The 17892-nt window shown below is 62.6% G+C and carries 17 protein-coding genes; 5 read left to right on the plus strand and 12 right to left on the minus strand.

The genetic code is table 11. The features are described 5' to 3' along the window. Nucleotides 1–36: 36 nt before the first annotated feature. The 5 genes from R1T44_RS13340 to R1T44_RS13360 all read right to left on the minus strand — a co-directional run bounded on the left by R1T44_RS13340 (nucleotide 37) and on the right by R1T44_RS13360 (nucleotide 4454). Nucleotides 37–462, minus strand: coding sequence for a YbaN family protein (locus R1T44_RS13340; protein ID WP_225996323.1), 426 nt, complete (start codon nucleotides 460–462; stop codon nucleotides 37–39). Nucleotides 463–742: 280 nt separating this feature from the next. Further along, nucleotides 743–1939 carry a glycerate kinase gene (locus R1T44_RS13345; RefSeq protein ID WP_317292205.1) on the minus strand — a complete coding sequence of 399 codons (1197 nt, stop codon included), beginning with the start codon at nucleotides 1937–1939 and terminating at the stop codon, nucleotides 743–745. Between the two features lie 162 nt (nucleotides 1940–2101). After that, complete coding sequence (locus R1T44_RS13350) at nucleotides 2102–2944, minus strand: CvfB family protein (protein WP_317292206.1); 843 nt, start codon at nucleotides 2942–2944, stop codon at nucleotides 2102–2104. Between the two features lie 301 nt (nucleotides 2945–3245). Further along, nucleotides 3246–3734, minus strand: a complete 489-nt coding sequence (locus R1T44_RS13355) for a YajQ family cyclic di-GMP-binding protein (RefSeq protein ID WP_054556286.1) — start codon at nucleotides 3732–3734, stop codon at nucleotides 3246–3248. Nucleotides 3735–3812: 78 nt separating this feature from the next. Continuing rightward, a complete protein-coding gene (locus tag R1T44_RS13360) occupies nucleotides 3813–4454 on the minus strand; it encodes a GNAT family N-acetyltransferase (protein ID WP_317292207.1) in 642 nt (213 codons plus the stop codon). 168 nt (nucleotides 4455–4622) lie between these two features. On the opposite strand from R1T44_RS13360, the gene R1T44_RS13365 reads away from it, so the two are divergent. Then, nucleotides 4623–6218, plus strand: coding sequence for a RimK family protein (locus tag R1T44_RS13365; protein WP_317292208.1), 1596 nt, complete (start codon nucleotides 4623–4625; stop codon nucleotides 6216–6218). 193 nt (nucleotides 6219–6411) lie between these two features. Here R1T44_RS13365 and R1T44_RS13370 read toward each other — a convergent pair whose 3' ends face one another. From R1T44_RS13370 to R1T44_RS13390, 5 genes are all read right to left on the minus strand, one after another. Beyond that, complete coding sequence (locus R1T44_RS13370; RefSeq protein WP_317292948.1) at nucleotides 6412–7206, minus strand: DUF2797 domain-containing protein; 795 nt, start codon at nucleotides 7204–7206, stop codon at nucleotides 6412–6414. A gap of 164 nt (nucleotides 7207–7370) precedes the next feature. Continuing rightward, a complete protein-coding gene (locus R1T44_RS13375; RefSeq protein WP_043334093.1) occupies nucleotides 7371–7646 on the minus strand; it encodes a YeaC family protein in 276 nt (91 codons plus the stop codon). A 138-nt stretch (nucleotides 7647–7784) separates the two neighbouring features. Beyond that, nucleotides 7785–8690, minus strand: coding sequence for a rhomboid family intramembrane serine protease (locus R1T44_RS13380; RefSeq protein WP_317292209.1), 906 nt, complete (start codon nucleotides 8688–8690; stop codon nucleotides 7785–7787). Between the two features lie 328 nt (nucleotides 8691–9018). Beyond that, nucleotides 9019–10095, minus strand: coding sequence for a metallophosphoesterase (locus R1T44_RS13385; RefSeq protein ID WP_052384625.1), 1077 nt, complete (start codon nucleotides 10093–10095; stop codon nucleotides 9019–9021). Between the two features lie 16 nt (nucleotides 10096–10111). Further along, complete coding sequence (locus tag R1T44_RS13390) at nucleotides 10112–10996, minus strand: NAD(+) kinase (RefSeq protein ID WP_043334090.1); 885 nt, start codon at nucleotides 10994–10996, stop codon at nucleotides 10112–10114. 324 nt (nucleotides 10997–11320) lie between these two features. Between R1T44_RS13390 and R1T44_RS13395 the strand changes: the two genes are divergently transcribed. Further along, on the plus strand, nucleotides 11321–11899 hold the full coding sequence (locus R1T44_RS13395) for a sigma-70 family RNA polymerase sigma factor (RefSeq protein ID WP_317292210.1): 579 nt from the start codon (nucleotides 11321–11323) through the stop codon (nucleotides 11897–11899). Next, nucleotides 11896–12720: an anti-sigma factor gene (locus R1T44_RS13400; RefSeq protein WP_317292211.1), complete on the plus strand. Its 825-nt coding sequence runs from the start codon at nucleotides 11896–11898 to the stop codon at nucleotides 12718–12720. The genes R1T44_RS13395 and R1T44_RS13400 overlap by 4 nt, the downstream gene beginning before the upstream one ends. A 230-nt stretch (nucleotides 12721–12950) precedes the next feature. Here R1T44_RS13400 and R1T44_RS13405 read toward each other — a convergent pair whose 3' ends face one another. After that, on the minus strand, nucleotides 12951–13334 hold the full coding sequence (locus tag R1T44_RS13405; RefSeq protein WP_043336770.1) for a histone-like nucleoid-structuring protein, MvaT/MvaU family: 384 nt from the start codon (nucleotides 13332–13334) through the stop codon (nucleotides 12951–12953). A gap of 717 nt (nucleotides 13335–14051) precedes the next feature. Here R1T44_RS13405 and bioA point away from each other — a divergent pair. After that, nucleotides 14052–15362: an adenosylmethionine--8-amino-7-oxononanoate transaminase gene (gene bioA, locus R1T44_RS13410; protein WP_317292212.1), complete on the plus strand. Its 1311-nt coding sequence runs from the start codon at nucleotides 14052–14054 to the stop codon at nucleotides 15360–15362. A gap of 138 nt (nucleotides 15363–15500) precedes the next feature. On the opposite strand, the gene R1T44_RS13415 is transcribed toward bioA, so the two are convergent. Then, the gene (locus R1T44_RS13415) at nucleotides 15501–16118 is read right to left on the minus strand and encodes a YrbL family protein (protein WP_043336773.1); all 618 of its coding nucleotides are present in this window, start codon (nucleotides 16116–16118) and stop codon (nucleotides 15501–15503) included. Nucleotides 16119–16448: 330 nt separating this feature from the next. On the opposite strand from R1T44_RS13415, the gene R1T44_RS13420 reads away from it, so the two are divergent. Next, entirely contained in the window at nucleotides 16449–17795 is a 1347-nt protein-coding gene (locus tag R1T44_RS13420) for a Na+/H+ antiporter family protein (RefSeq protein WP_213114862.1), read from the plus strand. Nucleotides 17796–17892: the final 97 nt, after the last annotated feature.

The following is a 17892-nucleotide window of genomic DNA, read 5'->3' on the forward strand; positions in this document are numbered from 1 at the left end:
AGGGAGCAGACACCTCACCTGCCCGCGATGAAGCGCTCATTCGCGCGGAAGGGATTCGCCACTGACGGCCAAGTTTGCCCCCTCGCCCTTGGGCTCCGGGCGCGTGGCCAGCCAGAGTGCCAGCAGCGACAGGAAGACCAGCAGCGAGACCTTGACGGCTAGCACTGAGACGGTGAACAGGATGATCAGCATCGAGACGGCCAGCATGCTGACCGCCATGATGCGCGCGCGCAGCGGAATGGCGCGTTCGCGCTCCCAGGCCACCAGCGTCGGCCCGATCTGGGGGTGTTCCCGGATATAGCGTGCAAAGCGCGGTGAACCTCGGCTGGCACAGGCCAGCGCCAGCAGCATGAAGACGGTGGTGGGCAGCAGCGGCAGAAACATGCCAGCGAAGCCGATGCCGAAGAACAACCAGGCCAGGCCAAGCCAGCAGATACGCTTCATGCGCCGAAAGATCATCATGTCGGTTCCTCACCACCTGCGGTCACACACCGTGTGCTTCCTGCTACCAGTCAAACGCCAAGTCGTTCATGGGAAAAGTACTTTCTGACTATCCGCCTGATAGCAACTGCGTGCATGGTAACGGGCTTGCCGATATCGCGAAAGGCCACGCCCCCCCGCCATGGGGGCCGTGGGCCGCTGTCTGCGGCCGGATTCGACGCCGCGATCCGTCGAGCCGGGCGTGGTTTAGCTGCGGTCAGTCGGGCTGCGATCAGCCGGGCTGCGTTCAGCCGGGCTGCGTTCAGCCGCGCTGCGCCAACTGCCAGAGACGCATGATGGCCTCGCAGCGGTCAGCCAGCAGCTCCGAGGTGCGTGCCAGCGCCTGCTCAAGCGGCATCGCACTGTCACACAGCGTGAAGACGGCACTGACCCCCTCATCATGGGCGGCTTGCCAGCCCTCGGCCAGTCGCCCCGCCAACACGATGGCGGGAACCCCGGCGGCTCGCGCGGCTCGCGCCGCACCGATGGGGGTCTTGCCGCCCAGGCTCTGGCCATCCAGACCGCCTTCCCCGGTGATCAGCAGATCACAGCCCGCCAGACGCTCGCTCACGTTGAGGCGCTCCATCACCAACTCGATGCCCGGGCGCAACTCACCATTCAACCAGGCCGCCACCGCGTAGCCCATGCCGCCTGCGGCCCCTGCACCGGCCAACTGCTGCTGGTCTGCGCCCAGCACTTCCGCGCTCAGGCGCGCGAAGTGGCCCAGTGCCGCATCCAGTTCCTCGACCACCGCGGCATCGGCGCCCTTCTGCGGGCCGAACACGGCGCTCGCGCCGCGCGGACCACACAGGGGGTTGTCGACATCGACTGCGGCAGACACCTTGAGATCGGCCAGGCGTGGGTCCAGCGCACTGACGTCCAGGCTCGCTAAACGCGCGAGGGCCGCGCCACCTGCGGGCAGCTCATTGCCATCAGCGTCGAGCAGACGCAGCCCGAGCGCGCGCAGCATGCCGCTGCCGCCATCGTTGGTGGCACTGCCGCCCAGGGTGACGATCAGTCGCTCGGCACCGGCGTCCAGCGCCGCCAGGATCAGCTCACCCACGCCATGCGTGTCGGCGACACGCGCGTCGCGCTCATCAGGGCTGACCAGATGCAGACCACTGGCTTCGGCCAGCTCGACGATGGCCGTGCGGCTACCCGGCTGCCAGCCCCACTGGGCGGTGACGTCACGCCCGAGCGGATCACGCACCTGAGCGCTGCGCGCCTCGATGGGGTCTGCTTCACTGGCCGCCGCCAACAACGCCGCCAGCGTGCCCTCACCGCCATCCCCCAGCGGGCAGAGATCGATCTGTGCCTCGGGCAGTACCCGGCGAACACCACGCGCCATGGCTTCGGCGGCATCACTGGCTGCCAGCGCTTCCTTGAAGCTGTCAGGAGCAATCAACAGACGCGGCGAACCAGCAGAAGCGGAGGAGGCAGCAGAAGCAGAGACAGTCATGCAGACATTCCTTGTCGAAAGTGAAGGAGCGATTGGGGGCAACTCAGCACAAGATACCCCCATGATACGCTGTCATTGGTGCCATGCGGCAGCCTGAAACGCAAACTGCCACCCGTCGGTCTCCCGAGGGTGGCAGTGGCAGCACAGGCTGACAGCAGTGACTTACTTGACCAGACGCGTCTCGGTGGGCGCCAGCGTGACCTTGCCTTCGCGCTTCAGGTGACCGATGGCGCGCTTGAAGTTGGCCTTGCTGGCACCGAAAGCTTCACTGATGGCTTCCGGTTCGCTCTTGTCACCCAGCGGCAGCACGCCCTGACTGGCTTCCAGCGCGGCCAGAATGCGGTCCGCCAGCTGCAGATGGCCAGCCGGACCCGGCGCCTGCGGCGTGAGATCGACATTGCCGTTGCCGTCATTCTTCAACACCCACAGACGCAGACGATTGCCGATGCGAAGACGCGTGAAGATACGGTCGTGGTGCACCAGGCCCCAATGGGCGTTGTCGATGATGATCTTCATGCCCAGGTCGGTGCGCGCAGCGACGAGACCGGAGACTTCCTGGCCCACCGCGTAGGTAGCCGGAGTCTTGTCGAGCCAGCGATCCAGACGCATCGAGGCGACCATGCGGTCACTGTGCTTGTCGAGACCGACGTGCACCATGGCGAACTGGCCGGCCTTGAGCTCACGCTTGCGCTCGCCGTAGGGCAGCAGCAGGTCCTTGCCCAGGCCATTGTCGAGGAAGGTGCCGATGTCATTGACCTCGACCACCTTGAGCGCGGCGAATTCACCGGCCATGGCACGCGGATAGCGCGTGGTGGCCAGCAGGCGGTCTTCATCATCCAGGCTGACGAAGACTTCGACTTCGTCACCGATGTCGGCCCCCGCCGGAATGAAGGGCGTCGGCAGCAGGATTTCCCCGCGATCCCCACCATCGAGGAAGACGCCGAAGCCGACCCGCTTGGTGATCGTCAGGGTGTTGCGCTGGCCGATAGCGAGCGGAGCAGACATATAACCTCTCTTTGCGCGTTGTCGGGTGCCGAAGCGGCCCGCATGGCGCAGATATTACGTACGAATAGGGTGAAACGCTTTGAAAGCGACGCGTCCGGTCGTCTCGAGTGAAGCACCGAGCTGGACAAGCGTAGCGCCAGCGACGAGACATGACGCTTTCAAAGCGAATCTGTTGATCCAGAGAACATGCGAATCAGTGACTCTCACGACACCGCAAATCAGCGAATCAAACGAAGACAGCACCGCACGCCGATAGCGAACGGTGCTGAGAATGGCGATCGCCAGTCACTTGCGCGCTGGATCAGTCGCGGAAGTTGTTGAACTGCAGCGGCAGCTCGAGGCTCTCATCACCCTTGAGCAGCGCCATGGCACCCTGCAGGTCGTCACGCTTCTTGCCGGTGACGCGGACCTTCTCGCCCTGGATCTGTGCCTGGACCTTGAGCTTGGCATCCTTGAGCGCCTTGACGATCTTCTTGGCGGTCGGCTGGTCCAGCCCCTGACGCAGCACCAGCTGCTGACGGGCACGCACGCCAGCGGTGTCGGCGTCCTTCTCTTCCAGGCAGCGCACATCGATGCCGCGCGCGATCAGACGGCCCTTGAGCAGTTCGATCATCTGACGCAGCTGGAAGTCGGCGTCGGCTTCCAGATTGACGTTCTCTTCCTTCTCGAGTTCGAAGCTGGCAGTCACGCCCTTGAAGTCAAAGCGCGTCGCGAGTTCGCGATTGGCCTGATCGACGGCATTCTGAACTTCGTGCTTGTCGAGTTCGGAGACAATATCGAATGACGGCATGGGAGCGATTCCTTTGAAGCCATGAAGAATAAACAGCGCATCCTAGCCCATGGGGGCCACGCGCGCCATGCCCCTGGCTCAGGCGGCGCCGGCATTCACCGTTGGGGGCGACCCCGGGTGCGCTTCACCGGCATCACCGGCCGCGAGTTCCTCAGCCACCGGCACCGGTGAATCCAGCGTCAGCGCCTTGCGCATCTTCCAGGCGGCGGCCCCGTCGGCATAGTAATCGCGCAGGCGACCACACTTCTCGAAGCCGTGACGCTCGTAGAGCGCGATCGCCGCGCCATTGCCGGTGTGCACCTCAAGATCGAACTGCGTACAGCCCTGCGCGATAGCCAGCTGCTCAAGCGATGTGAGCATGCGCTGGGCAAGGCCGCGGCCACGCGATTCCGGATGCAGGCAGAAGGAGTAGAGTCGCGCCCGGCGTGAATTGCGCCGAAACAGCACGGTGCCGTAGCCGAGCACGCTGCGCAGCGGCGTGGCGTCATCGCGCTCGACGCTACCGGCTGGCCACAGCGCGGCCATCACATCGTCTACCGCTGGTGCGGCCGGGATGACATCGTCATCGGGCTGGATGATCACCAGGGTACGGGCATGGGCACGCAGAATCAGATGGGACAGCTGACGACGACTGAACCAGTCGCTGTCGAAACTGACTTCCTCGAGCTCTACCAGAGCGTCGAGATCGGCCCGGATGGCCGGGCGCAGAATGGGGGTCATGGTGCAGGCTCTCCCGCCTGTCAGCGCCCTGACGCCGTCCGAGGATCAGCGTGTCGCGGGGCAGTAGCAATGCGCTGCATTCTGGGCATGCAGACGCGTCTTGTCTTGGTCTCTTTGCATGAAATTATTTCACTTTCCAGCCTATTGCGATGACGGGGATTGTTTCTCATGATGCGCGCATTCGGCACCGCTTCGGTGCCCGCCTTGCGAGGCTTCGCAATGTCCCGCCTGCGTATCGTGGTTGACCGTGTTTCTGACTGGCGCGCCTTCTATCCCAGTGATGATGTCATCAGCGCCCATGACTTTCTTTCCGAACTCTCAAGCGATGCGCCAGCCCAGCGCGCCGACGATGCGCCGCAGCCCGCCACCCACGTGATCAACCTGTGCGGCGGGCTGGATTACCTAGGCATCGGCTATTACGTCTCGTTGCTGGCCCAGGCGCGCGGCCAGAAGGCGCTGCCGTCGGTGGAGACCCTCAATCAGCTGTCACGCAAGTCACTGATCGACATGGAACTGGGCGGCATCCGCGTGCTGCTCGAGGAACTGACACGCAAGGGCGCCCTGCCCGCCCCGCAAGGCGTGACGCATGGAGCTGGCAAGCCGCCACGCCTCGACCTGCTGCTGACCTTCGGCGAGAGCGCAGACCCCGCGCTTGCGCGTCTCGCACGCAAGCTGTTCGAGCGCCTGCCCTGCCCGCTGCTGGAGGTGCGTCTTGAAGACCGTGGCGATCATTGGGTGCTCAAGCGGGTGCGCCCGCAATCCCTGAGCCACCTGGCAGCGGCGGATGAAGACCGCTTCGCCCAGGCGCTCAATCGCCATTCGCGCAAGGTGTGGCGCACGCCCAAGGCACGCCGCCATTACCGCTTCGACCTCGCCATGCTGGTCGACCCGGACGAGGCGCTGCCGCCGTCGAACCGCACCGCGCTCAAGCATTTCATCCGCGAAGGCCGGCGCCTGGGCATCGATGTCAGCCTGATCACCCGGCGCGATGAAGGCCGTCTGGCCGAGTTCGATGGCCTGTTCATCCGCGAGACGACCAGTCTGGATCACCACACCTATCGCATGGCCAAGCGTGCCGAGCACGAAGGGCTGGTGGTGATCGATGACAGCCAGTCGATCCTGCGCTGTACCAACAAGGTCTTTCTGCATGAGCTTCTCAAGGCACGCGGCTTGAGTGCCCCGCAGGGTCGCCTGATCCATCGGGGCGAACTGCGCCAGCTGGCCGAGCGCGGTCAGCACATGCGCTACCCGCTGGTGATGAAGGTGCCGGATGGCGCCTTCTCCCGCGGCATCGTCAAGATCGATGGCCCCGAGACACTGGTGCGCGAAGCCGAGCGGCTGTTCCATGACTCCGCCCTGCTGCTGTTGCAGGAGTGGCTACCAACCGAGTTCGACTGGCGCATCGGCGTGCTCGACGGCAAGCTGCTGTTCGCCAGCCGTTACTACATGGCACGTGGCCATTGGCAGATCTACGACCACAGCGGCGCGCGTACTCGCTCCGGCGGCTTCGCGACGGTCGACCCGAGCGAGGTGCCAGCGGCCGTGATCAAGGCGGCCCTGAAAGCGACCCGCCTGATCGGCGACGGTCTCTACGGCGTCGACTTGAAACAGCTGGAGGACCGCGTGGTGGTCATCGAGGTCAACGACAACCCGAATCTGGATGCCGGCGTCGAGGATGTGGTGCTGGGACGCGAGCTCTACCGGCGCGTGATGCAGGTATTTCTGGCCCGCATGCAGGCGCGCCGCCAGCCCGTGCTGGGCTGACACGCCCCGAGTCTGCAAGCCTGTAGCAAGCAGCGAGAAACCAGAAACCAGAAACCAGAAACCAGAAACCAGAAACCAGAAACCAGAAACCAGAAACAATAAGCACTGAAACGACAGCGCCCACCCTCCGTGACGGAGCGTGGGCGCTGTCGTGTGTGCGGTGCTGAGCTCTTGGCTATGGCTCAGCCGCGGCTCATTGCTCGCCGAGCTGGGCCTCGATCTCATAGCCGGTGAACTTGCGCAGATTGATCACGCCGCTGTCGAGAATCAGATACTGGCCCTTGAGCCCTTCGAGTACGCCTTCCACCACTGGCGTCTTGTCGAAGTTGAACGAGGTGACCTTGGTCGGCGCGGTGCGCACCGGAAACTCGAAGGCCAGCGCCGTGGTGTCCAGCACCCGGATGGCGCCTTCGCCGCAATGCGCCTGAAGCGCCGCCAGGCCCTCTGACATCTGGGCCAGCAAGGCATCCCGCTCGGCTTCCAGGTCCAGCTCGGCCACATCGCCCTTGAGCATCGCACGCCAGTTGGTGCGGTCGTTCAGCGCCTGCTTGAACAGCACCTCGACCAGCCCCGACTGCAGGCGATTGGACACCTCGACGATGGGCAGCGCCTGGATGGCACCCTGATCGAACCAGCGCGTCGGCATCTGGGTCTTGCGCGTGATGCCGACCTTGAGGCCGGAGGAGTTGGCCAGATAGACGATATGCGGCTGGAAGCAGTGCTCCTCACCCCACTGCGGATCACGGCAGGTGCCTTCGGCGTAGTGGCAGGTCTCCGGCTTCATGATGCAGCCATCGCACTGCGGCAGCTTGCGAAAGCACGGATAGCAATGCCCCTGCGCGAAGCTCTTCTTGGTCTTGCGACCGCAATGGCTGCAGTGGATCTGACCGGTGAAGCTCAAACGCACCTTGTGGCCGATATAGGCATTCAGCGGCTGGGTAATCTCGCCCAGACGCAGACCATAGTTGGCCGCCAGCGGCTCGCGCATGACCGACGGCGCATCAAACGAGGTATCGATCGCAAGCGCCTCACCGGCGGGCACGATGGACATCTTGTGGAGGTTGCCACTCAGCGTGATGGGCGCCGCATCCTGAGCACTGGCTTCCTGAGCCGTGCCGGAGGTTTCATCCGCACTCAGGGCATCATCCAGCGTCAGTTGACCCACTTGATCTGCTCCGGCTCATCGCTTGCGGCGCTGTCGTCATCACGCGGCCCACAGGTGCCGTTGTCGATGAAGCCGACACGCGACTCGGCAGGCACGTTGTTGTGCGCTTCGTACTTGATGACGGCTTCCATGCACAGCTCGACCTGCTCTTGGGTCAGCACGCGGCCATCCGGCCATTTGCGCAGCTGCATGGACTGCTTGAGGCTCTCGTAGATGGTCGGCGTCATCTGCTCGACCATGCCGTCAAAGGACATGTTGCTCATCACATACTCTCCTGATACGGGTCCACGACTGCCGAAGGCGGACCATCGGAGTCACTGGGGATGGCCGCCATTCTAGCATTGTCGTTTCGCGCAGTGTCATTTCCGGCAGTGGCATCCCCGGGGCCGAACCGCCCAGGCTCAGGCTGCGCTGCGCCTGGGAAGCAGCCAGCCCAGCAGCAGACCGGTCAGCAGGCCGCCAAGATGCGCCTCGTTGGCGATGGCGCCCAGGCCGATGGCACTCGAGAGCGGCGTCATGCACAGCACCAGATAGATCAGCATGAAGATCATCAGCGAGCGCTGCATCTGATAGCCCAGCGCCGGGCGGCGGCGTGCGGCGATGAAGACATAGCCGATCACGGCGAAGTCGATCCCCGACAGCCCACCGAACAACACGCTGCCGGTGACGTATTGCGCCAGATTGGCCGCCACGCCGCTCAACACCACGACCAGCGCGAAGCGCCAACCGCCATCGATGGCCTCGATCTGGCGCCCGAACACCCACAGCCACAGCAGGTTGAACACCAGGTGCAGTACCCCGAAGTGCATCAATGACGGCGACCAGAGCCGCCACCACTCCCCCGCCAGCGTCACGGACAGCGGCTCGGGCGCGATGTGCTGACTGCCGACAAGCTCGAAGGGCACGATGGCCAGCCACTCGAATACCGCCGCCTGGCCCAGCGCATACTGGAACAGCACGGTGACGCAGCAGGCCAGACCGACCAGCCAGGTCAACGGCGTCTGGCGCATCAGGGCGATGACGGACTGAGAACTGCCGCCGCCACGCGTCGCGGCGCCTGCGGAGGCGTCCCGCAGCGGTTCACCGCGTGACTGGCGCTCGAGCATCGCGATGACGCGCGGCAGCTGCTCGGGGTCAGCCAGCCACAGCTCCTGGCCGCCCTCGTGGCTCTCGGCATCGTCGCCAGACGCAGCCTCTGTCGGGCGAGCCTGGCTCAGGGTGATCTGGTGACCGATCTTCTCGGCCCACAGGGCTTCGCGCAGGGGGCGGCTGTCGAAGGATTCGGGCAGCGTCAGAACCTTGAACATGCTATGCCTCTGAAGATGACACGCGACTGAACAGACTCAGTACACGTTGATAAACAAGGAGAAGTCAGACCAGCCTGTGAAAATCTACCACAGCGCCGCAGGCGTCTGGCCTTTGTGACAGACATAAAAAAAGCCCGGTGGGGGGCACCGGACTGAGCAAGGATCATTCAAGGGAACACTTACTCAGAGTGCGCAATCTGGCTTTGGTTCACTGACACGTGATTGTAAAAAACAATCGTCATTCACCACCAGCATCACTGACACTATTGGGGCGTACCAATGACCAGTGCCAATGGCCAGTGCTACTGACCAGTGCCAATGACCAGTCCTATTGACTGGCGCCATTGGCGAATGACTGGTTCGACAGGGTGTCGCGGGACAGCTCTTCCGGCACGGGGCGTCGGGAGGGCTCACGCGGTACCGGCACCCAGACGAAGTTGGCAGCATCCAGCGTGGCTTCACCACTGAAGCGATATGCCACCAGGCGTCCGAACTTGACCGCGCTGTAATCCAGGCAGGCGATGTTGGGGGCCGGCAGCGCCGGCAAGCCCTCGCACCAGTAGTGCCCGAGGAACAGGGGCGGCTGCTCTGGTCCGTAATAAGGCAGATTGGCCAGCTCCTGCTCGCTCAACCAGCGCGATTCCAGCTCGCCGGGCAGGTTGTCGGGCTGAAAGACCACATCGCCGTAGGTGCGGGGCTCACGTGCCCAGAAGTGCGTGCGGAAGCTTCGGCGCGTGAAACCATCGCCGGAATGGATTTCGACCCCTTCCGGCAAGCGCAGATTCGCGCCGCGCGTCATGCGGTCCAGCACGCGATAGGCGAAGCTGTCGTGCTCGATGGACTCATGCAGGAAGTCTTCATCGATGCAGCCATCGGGGTAGCGCTCCAGGAAGGTACGCACCAGTGGCTCGTCCCAGCAGGCGTGCACCACGCGCAGCCCGCTCTGGCCGGGGGCCAGCGGCGGAAGCTCCAGACACAGCGGCATGCGCATGAACCAGCGCAGCGCCTCGTCCCACTCATCGGGATGATGCTGATATTGATCAAGCGTCTCGCGGATGATGCGGTTATGACGTGAGGTATGCGAGCGCAGGAAATCACGATGCTCGCCGCCCGCACGCGGGCGTGCGCGCCGACAATACGCCAGGGCGTTGTATTCGTGATTGCCCATCACGATCAGCGCTTCGCCGGCATTGACCATGCTGCTGGCCAGCTGCACCGCCAGGCGGATGCGCGGGCCACGATCGATGATATCGCCGAGAAAGATGACCTTGCGGGTCGGGTGGCGATAGACGCCATCGACGATGTGATAGCCAAGCGTCTCCAGCAACGTCGCCAGAGTGGCGCCGCAGCCGTGTACATCGCCGATAAGGTCATAGCCATCCTGTGGCGCCACGAATGCTTGCATGCTGTGAGCCTTGAGGTCATTCGCCGAGGCGATTGCTCCAACCGAGCTTGGTGCGACAGATCTCGAAATAGTTGTGCTCCAGCGGATGAATCAGCGTCAGACGCTCACTCTTGCGCCGGATCTTGAGCACATCCCCGGGCTTGGCCACCACCTGGGTCTGGCCATCGCAGCTGATATGCGGGTAGGTCGAGTTGCTGGCACTGATATGCAGGATGATCTCGCTGGCCGCATCGATCACGATCGGACGACTGGAAAGGGTATGCGGGAACATCGGCACCAGGGTGATCGCCTCGAGACGCGGATGCACGATGGGGCCGCCACCGGACAGCGCATAGGCGGTCGAGCCGGTCGGCGTGGCGACGATCAAGCCATCCGAGCGCTGGGAGTAGACGAACTGGCCATCGATGAACAGCTCGAACTCGATCATGCGCGCCGCCTTGCCGGGGTGCAGCACCACGTCATTGAGGCCATCGGCCGCCCCGATGCGCTCGCCTTCGCGGTAGACCTCGGCCTCGAGCAGGAAGCGTTGCTCGCTGAGATAGTCACCGCCCAGCACCTCGGCCACCTTCTCCTCGAGCTCATCGGGGCGAATGTCGGTCAGAAAGCCGAGTCGCCCACGATTGACGCCGAGCACGGGCGTGCCGCTGCGGCACAGCGCGCGCGCGGCGCCCAGCAGGCTGCCATCGCCGCCGACCACGATCACCAGATCACACTGCTCGCCCATCTGACGGCGGCTGGCCACCTGCAGACCGTGGTCCAGCAGCAGCGTGGCCGTGCGTTCCTCAATCACCATGGCCAGGCCACGGGAATCCAGAAAGCGAATCAAGCGCTTGAGCGTATCCACCACCTGGGCACTACCCAGTCGGCCAATCACGCCGATCGTATTGAATTGCTGCTTCATCACGCCTCCCAGGCTGTCATGCCGGCCATTATGCGGACTCACCGCGCGAGCAGCAATGCAGCCGCGCCGCGCTTTTCCCATCGGATGTGAAGTGACTGACTGACGCCACGCCCAGACACGTCTGAAAACCGGACGCGAACATCCAAGGCGGGAAGCGGGACGTTACCTGACTATCCCCCCGCAATTGACGCACCGCCATCCCGATCGTCACGGGCGTTGATTCTTTCCCGAACAAAGGCCTCTATCATGCAACTTGCCATTCCCCGGCGGTGCACTTACCGTCAGCTGATCAATGGACCCCCTGCCAAAGGAGCCGGCCGCCCCATGCCAGCACAGAAGCCGTCAGTCAGTCCGCCAGACGCGGAAAGCTTTGACCACGCCAGTGCGATAGAAGCCTGTGCACGCGGAGACGAGGCCGCGTTCCGCAGCCTCTATGATCTTGAATCGGGCCGCATGCTGGCGCTCGCCATGCGCCTGTTGAACAGCCGCGACCAAGCGGAAGATACCGTCCATGACGCCTTCATCAAGCTGTGGTCCAACGCGGGCCAGTATCGCCGTGAACTCGGCAATGGTCGCGCCTGGCTGTTTACCATCCTGCGCTATCGCGCCCTGGATCAACTGCGCGCCCAGGGGCGGACGCCTCGCGGCGACAGCGATGCACTCGACACGCTGGCCGATCTGCTCGCCAACCCGGAAACCGCGGCCGATGACAGCCAGACGGCGCACCAGTTGAGCGACTGCCTGGGTGAGCTGGAAGTGCCGCGACGCGAGCCCATTCTGCTGGCCTTCTTCAAGGGACTGACACACGAACAGATCGCCGAGAAGCTGAGCGCACCGCTTGGCACCATCAAGGGACGCATCCGCGCCGGTCTCAAGCTACTGCAGGAGTGCCTGTCACGATGAATAGCCCCCTGATTCCCGAATCTCCCGAAGAACAGAACCTGCTGCTGGGTGAGCATGCCCTCGGGCTGCTGGACCCTGAGCGCGAGGCCGAAGTGCGCGCCTGGATCGAGCGCGATGACAATGCCGCACGCATGGCCCTGCGCTGGCAGCAACATTGGCTGAGCGTGAGTGATCGCCTACCGCCGGAGCCCGCTTCCGACTCACTATGGAAGCGCATCGACGCCAGCCTGGTGCGCCTCAAGCAGTCCTCCGCCACCCGCGATGACGCCGCTCGACATGACGCAGATCAGGCAAGCACCTCTACCAAGGCGCCCTGGCTACTGCGCTGGCTCGGCGGTGGCCTCGGACTGGGTCTGGGGGCAGGTCTCGCCCTGGCGCTGGTCATGCAGATGGGGCCCTTCTCTCCCAGCGCGCCGCTGGAAGGCACATCACCGGAGATGGCTACCCAGGCGCCTGACGGCGACGCGCAACGCATGGTCGCTATTCTGCAGACACTGGAAGATCCGGGCACGCCGACCTGGGTGGCCAATGTCACGCCCGGCGGTGGCCTGCAGCTGACACCGAAGGTCTCCATCGAGCGCCCGACGGATCGCGCCATCGAACTGTGGACCCTGACCGACCCGCAAGAAGGGCCGCGCTCACTGGGGCTGGTCGACCCGATTGCGGGCATCGAACTCAGCGCCGAGCAGATCGGCAGCATGAGCCCGGGCCAGCTGCTGGAGATGACACTGGAGCCAGAAGGCGGTTCGCCGACCGGCAAACCGACGGGCAAGATTCTCGCCATCGGTCGCCTGGTGGACCTCAATCAGCGTGATAGCTGATAGCCCTCGAGGTAGCCCTCAGGCATGACGGCTGCCGATAGTGGCGCTTTCTGACGCTGTAATCTCACAGCGAGTCTCACGGGAAAGCGCCCTATCGGTCTGCTCAAGGCCTTCTCAAAAGAGGGAGTTCGTCGTCTAGCGTCAGTCAAACGCCAGACATGAAAAAGCCCCGCAATCGCGGGGCTTTTTCATGTCTGGCAGCATCAGCTAGCTGGCAATAAAGCCAGTGCTCAGCTTTCAGTGCGCTCGAGCCAGGATTCGACGGTTTCCGCACCGTGCTCTTCCTTCCACTCTTTCAGCTGCTTGTGGTTGCCACCACGCGTCTCGATGACTTCACCGGTGTGCGGGTTCTTGTAGACCTTCAGCTTGCGCTTGCGACGCACGCCACCGGTCTTGCTTTCCGGTGCAGCAGCAGCCGGCGCCTGGGACGCTTTCGGGTCCAGCAGGGTGATGACGTCACGAGTGGACTTGCCGTACTCGCCCATCAGCGCGTCCAGCTTGTCCTTGAATTCGAGTTCGTTCTTCAGACGGTCATCATTGCGCAGGCTTTCCAGCTGCTCTTGAAGTTTCTTGAGCTCTTGCTCTTTCTGCATGAAATCAGTCAACAGGGACATGAGTATCTCCAGGATGTCGGGACAGACAGTTGAGTCACGAAAACACGATGCTGAAAGAGGCTCGGCGATATTCATCTGCCGTACATGTTTAACAGCGTGTTTTCATAAAGACTTGTGCAGGACACTCGGGACAGTTAAGCGCCCACACCAGATCAAGGGCGATTATAGACCGAGTCAACTGCGAGGTGAAGTCTTAAATAACATGTTTCCAAAGTATGCAATCTTTCCGATCAATGCAATAGCCAGCAAAAAAACGGTACTCACTGCCCAGGCACTTCATTATCCCCTGTCACAACTGAAGACAGGCCTGCCAAAAGTGTCTCTGCAACTACACGAAGACGTCTTTACCACGATCTGATATCAGGCTTGAGGGCCCGCCATCACTGGACCTCCAATATTCACGGGATATGCACAATTCATGACAACAACCCACAACGAAGTATTATGCAACCACTTCCCCGTTGGCGTGGCGGCGTCAGATTGCAGACTTTCGATGTAGGGCTGTCATTGCCTGCGCACCTCGAAAAGCATGCACCTGAACGAACAACAGAAGTCCATACTAAAGCAGGTGGCGAACTAATAGTGGTGCAAAATGCAACACTTTCTCCAGAAAGCGTCACTTCAAAAACACCGTCAACCTGATAGAATGGTCAAAGTTGACAAAGATTGAGCCGTCATCACGCCATTCCACTCTCCCGCCACTCGCAGAGACACTCCATGCCATTCTCCCAGATGCCGACCCGCGATACGGACTCACTTTCTCTCTGGCACCCTTATACCCAGATGCAGGACATGCCAGCGCCACTGGAGGTGGTCGGCGGCACGGGAGCCCGCATGACACTGGCGGAAGGTGAGACACTGCTGGATGCGACATGTTCCTGGTGGTGCATGATCCATGGCTACGGACACCCGCGCCTCGTCGCGGCCATTCAGCAGCAAGCGGCAGAACTCTGCCATGTGATGCTGGGCGGCATTCGCCATCGACCGGCCAAGGAGCTTGCCGATGCGCTGGTGCGCGTCACCCCCGAGGGCCTGAATCATGTCTTCTTCTCGGATAGCGGCTCGGTGGGCATGGAAGTCGCCATGAAGATGGCAGTGCAATATCAGCAACAGCGCAAAGACCGCGATGACACTCGCGGACGAACGCGCATGCTGTCATTGATGAAGGCCTATCACGGCGATACGGCGGGCTGCATGGCAGTGTGTGACCCCGAGGAAGGCATGCACTCCCTGTTCGCCGATTTCCTGCCCAGACATCATTTCGCACCGGCGCCGACTGCCGGTTTCAGCGCCAGTCGTGACGAGGTAGCAGACGATATCAGCGCATTGCGCGCCTGCCTGGAAACACACCAGCATGAGATAGCGGCATTGTTGATGGAGCCTCTCTTGCAGGCGGCAGGTGGCCTCAACATGTACTCGCCCTACTATCTCGAGGCGGCGCGCGAGTTATGTGATGAGTTCGGAATCGTATTGATCTTCGATGAAGTCGCGACCGGTTTCGGTCGGACCGGCAAGATGTTTGCCTGTGAACACGCCAGTGTCTCTCCTGACATCATGGTGCTCTCCAAGGGACTGACGGGGGGATATCTGGGACATGCCGCCACCCTGGCCCAGAGTCATATCTTCCATGCATTTGATGGTGAGGATGCCAATAGCGCCTTCATGCACGGCCCGACCTTCATGGGCAATCCGCTGGCCTGTCGGGTGGCACTGGAAAGTCTCGCGGTATTCGAGGAAGAGAATTATCTGGGCAAGATTGCCGAGCTCAATCAATTGTTGCGCGATACCCTGCTGAATTTCTCCCACCCCGCCATTCGCGATATACGCGTATTGGGTGCCACTGCGGTGATAGAAGTGCACGATGCCAGCAGTCTGGCAGGCGCTCAGGCCCATGCCCGTGAACTGGGTGTCTGGTTACGTCCCTTCGGTCGCTGGCTCTATACCATGCCGGCCTATATCACCTCGCCGCAGGACTTGCGCCAGATCACCCATGCGATGACCAGCTACTTCGAGACTCTGGAACACTGATGCACTGATTGCACTGACATACAACACGACTGCCCCTGGCGATGTTCATCAAAGGCGATAGCCATCAGCAACAAGCGCCATCAGGGGCAGTCACTTTCGAGCGCCACCAGTCTCGCAAGCTATCACCATCAGAGGCATTCATCCCCACAGACGAGCTTCGAGTGCCTGATAATCCTCTGGCGAGAGCTGACCGCCCTTGACCAGCTTCTTGAGGAAGTGACGATAACGACGCGCGACCTTGCGCCGCGCCAGCCAGGCGACACTGGTCGCCAGCGGAATGAAGTCAGGATTCGAGATACCGTCGATCAGCCACAATCTGGGCGGCTGGTCGTCGCTGAACTGGACCACGATATTGCGATCATTGAGATCAGACGGAATCAACCAGCGTTTCTCGAGATAGCGATAGAGATTGGCCAGCTCGCTCACCAGCACCTCGGCGCTCAGGCGCTCGGGGGTCTCGAGATGCACCTCGCGCAGTCGGCGTGACGTGGAGCCGTCACTGTCGAGAATCAGATCGAAGACCAGCCCGAGCCCCTCGGCGGTGGCGACACTGCCGTGGTAGGCAGGCACATAGGACCAGTCGCGCATGCCACGTCTGACCAGGCCCTCGAAATAGCGTTGCTCGCGTTCATTCTGGCGGCTGCCCTTGTCAGGGTAACGCGGGACCTTGATGCAGCGATGGGGGTCGTTCGGGTCCTGATAGACACGCCGATCATTTCCCATGCCGATGACGCGGGCATTTTCCAGCTCCAGCATGCGCACTCCTGTTGAATAACGCCTGCGACTGCAGCCGCCGGGCAGCGTGGCATTCTACAAAAAGCCGTCATGGCACGCCAACTTGTGGCATTTGGCAGCGCCCACGTTCATCGGCCATTCAGCTTGCGTTGCCCTTCTGGTAAGATAATGCGCCGTTTTTGACGGCATTCAGGAGGAAGCCGCAGGAACACTGCGACAGCAAGGCATTCGTCACGAATGTACACGTCATGCGAGGCATTGCCCCGGGATCGGGTGGCCACGCACCCACAGTTCGCCCGCTCTGTCCGCAACACTCCCAAAGCTGGCACAACCCCACATAGAGGTACTCGCATGAATGCGGTAATTCTGGCCGTCCTGGTCATGGTCGGCCTGTCGTTGGCTCGCGTCTCGGTCGTCTTCGCGCTGGTCGCCGGCGCCCTGGTCGGCGGTCTGTTCAGTGGCCTGTCTCTGACCGACACGCTCGGCGCCTTCAATGACGGTGTCGGCGGCGGCGCCAAGGTCGCGCTGGCCTACGCCACCCTCGGTGCCTTCGCCGTCGCCCTGTCTCGCTCCGGTTTGCCGGACCTGCTCGCCGCACGCCTGATCGGCCTGCTCAATGGCGAAAGCACGCCGCGCCGCCAGACGGCCATCAAGTACGGCCTGCTGGGCAGCGTGACCCTGGTCGCGATTTCCTCCCAGAACCTGATTCCGGTCCACATCGCCTTCATCCCGATCCTGATTCCGCCGCTGCTGGTCGCCATGAACCGCCTGCGCCTGGATCGTCGTGCCGTGGCCTGTGCACTGACCTTCGGCCTGACCGCGCCCTACATGCTGCTGCCGGTCGGTTTCGGCTCCATCTTCCTCAACGACATCCTGCTGGCCAACATCAATGAGGCCGGTCAGTCGCTCGGTCTCGACGTGACCCGCGGCATGGTGCCGATGGCGATGGCGATTCCGGTCGGCGGCATGTTCCTCGGCCTGCTGACGGCGCTGTTCGTCTCCTACCGCAAGCCGCGTGACTACGCGACCCGCGAGATCAAGTCCAGCAACGTACCGCACCACACGCCCATGCACACGCCGTCCAAGAGCGGCCTGATCATGGCAGGTATCGCCATCATCGCCGCCCTCGGCATTCAGCTGTATTCCGGTTCGATGATTCTCGGCGGCCTGGTCGGCTTCGCCATCCTCTCGCTGGGTGGTCTGTTCAAGTGGAACGAAGCGGATGACCTCTTCACGTCCGGCATGCGCATGATGGCGCTGATCGGCTTCATCATGATCTCGGCGGCAGGTTTCGCTTCCGTGATGAAGGCCACCGGCGACATCCAGACCCTGGTTGACGCCTCCTTCCACATCATCGGTGACAACAAGCCGCTGGCCGCGCTGGTCATGCTGATGGTCGGCCTGTTCATCACCCTGGGTATCGGCTCCAGCTTCTCGACCATTCCAATCATTGCCGCCATCTACGTGCCGCTGGCGCTGCAATTCGGCTTCTCGCCGCTGGCTACCGTCGCACTGATCGGCACCGCCGCCGCGCTGGGGGATGCCGGCTCACCGGCCTCTGACTCGACCCTCGGCCCGACTGCCGGCCTGAATGTCGATCAGCAGCACGACCACATCTGGGACAGCGTGGTGCCGACCTTCATCCACTACAACATCCCGCTGATCGTGTTCGGCTGGGTGGCCGCGATGACGCTGTAATCCGCTGAGCGACAGTCTCGCGCCCAAGCGAGATGCCAGACATGCCAACGCCCGACAGAGAGGACCTTCCTCACTGTCGGGCGTTGTCGTTGCGCAG

Source organism: Cobetia amphilecti (assembly GCF_032923285.1).
GTDB classification, from domain to species: domain Bacteria; phylum Pseudomonadota; class Gammaproteobacteria; order Pseudomonadales; family Halomonadaceae; genus Cobetia; species Cobetia amphilecti.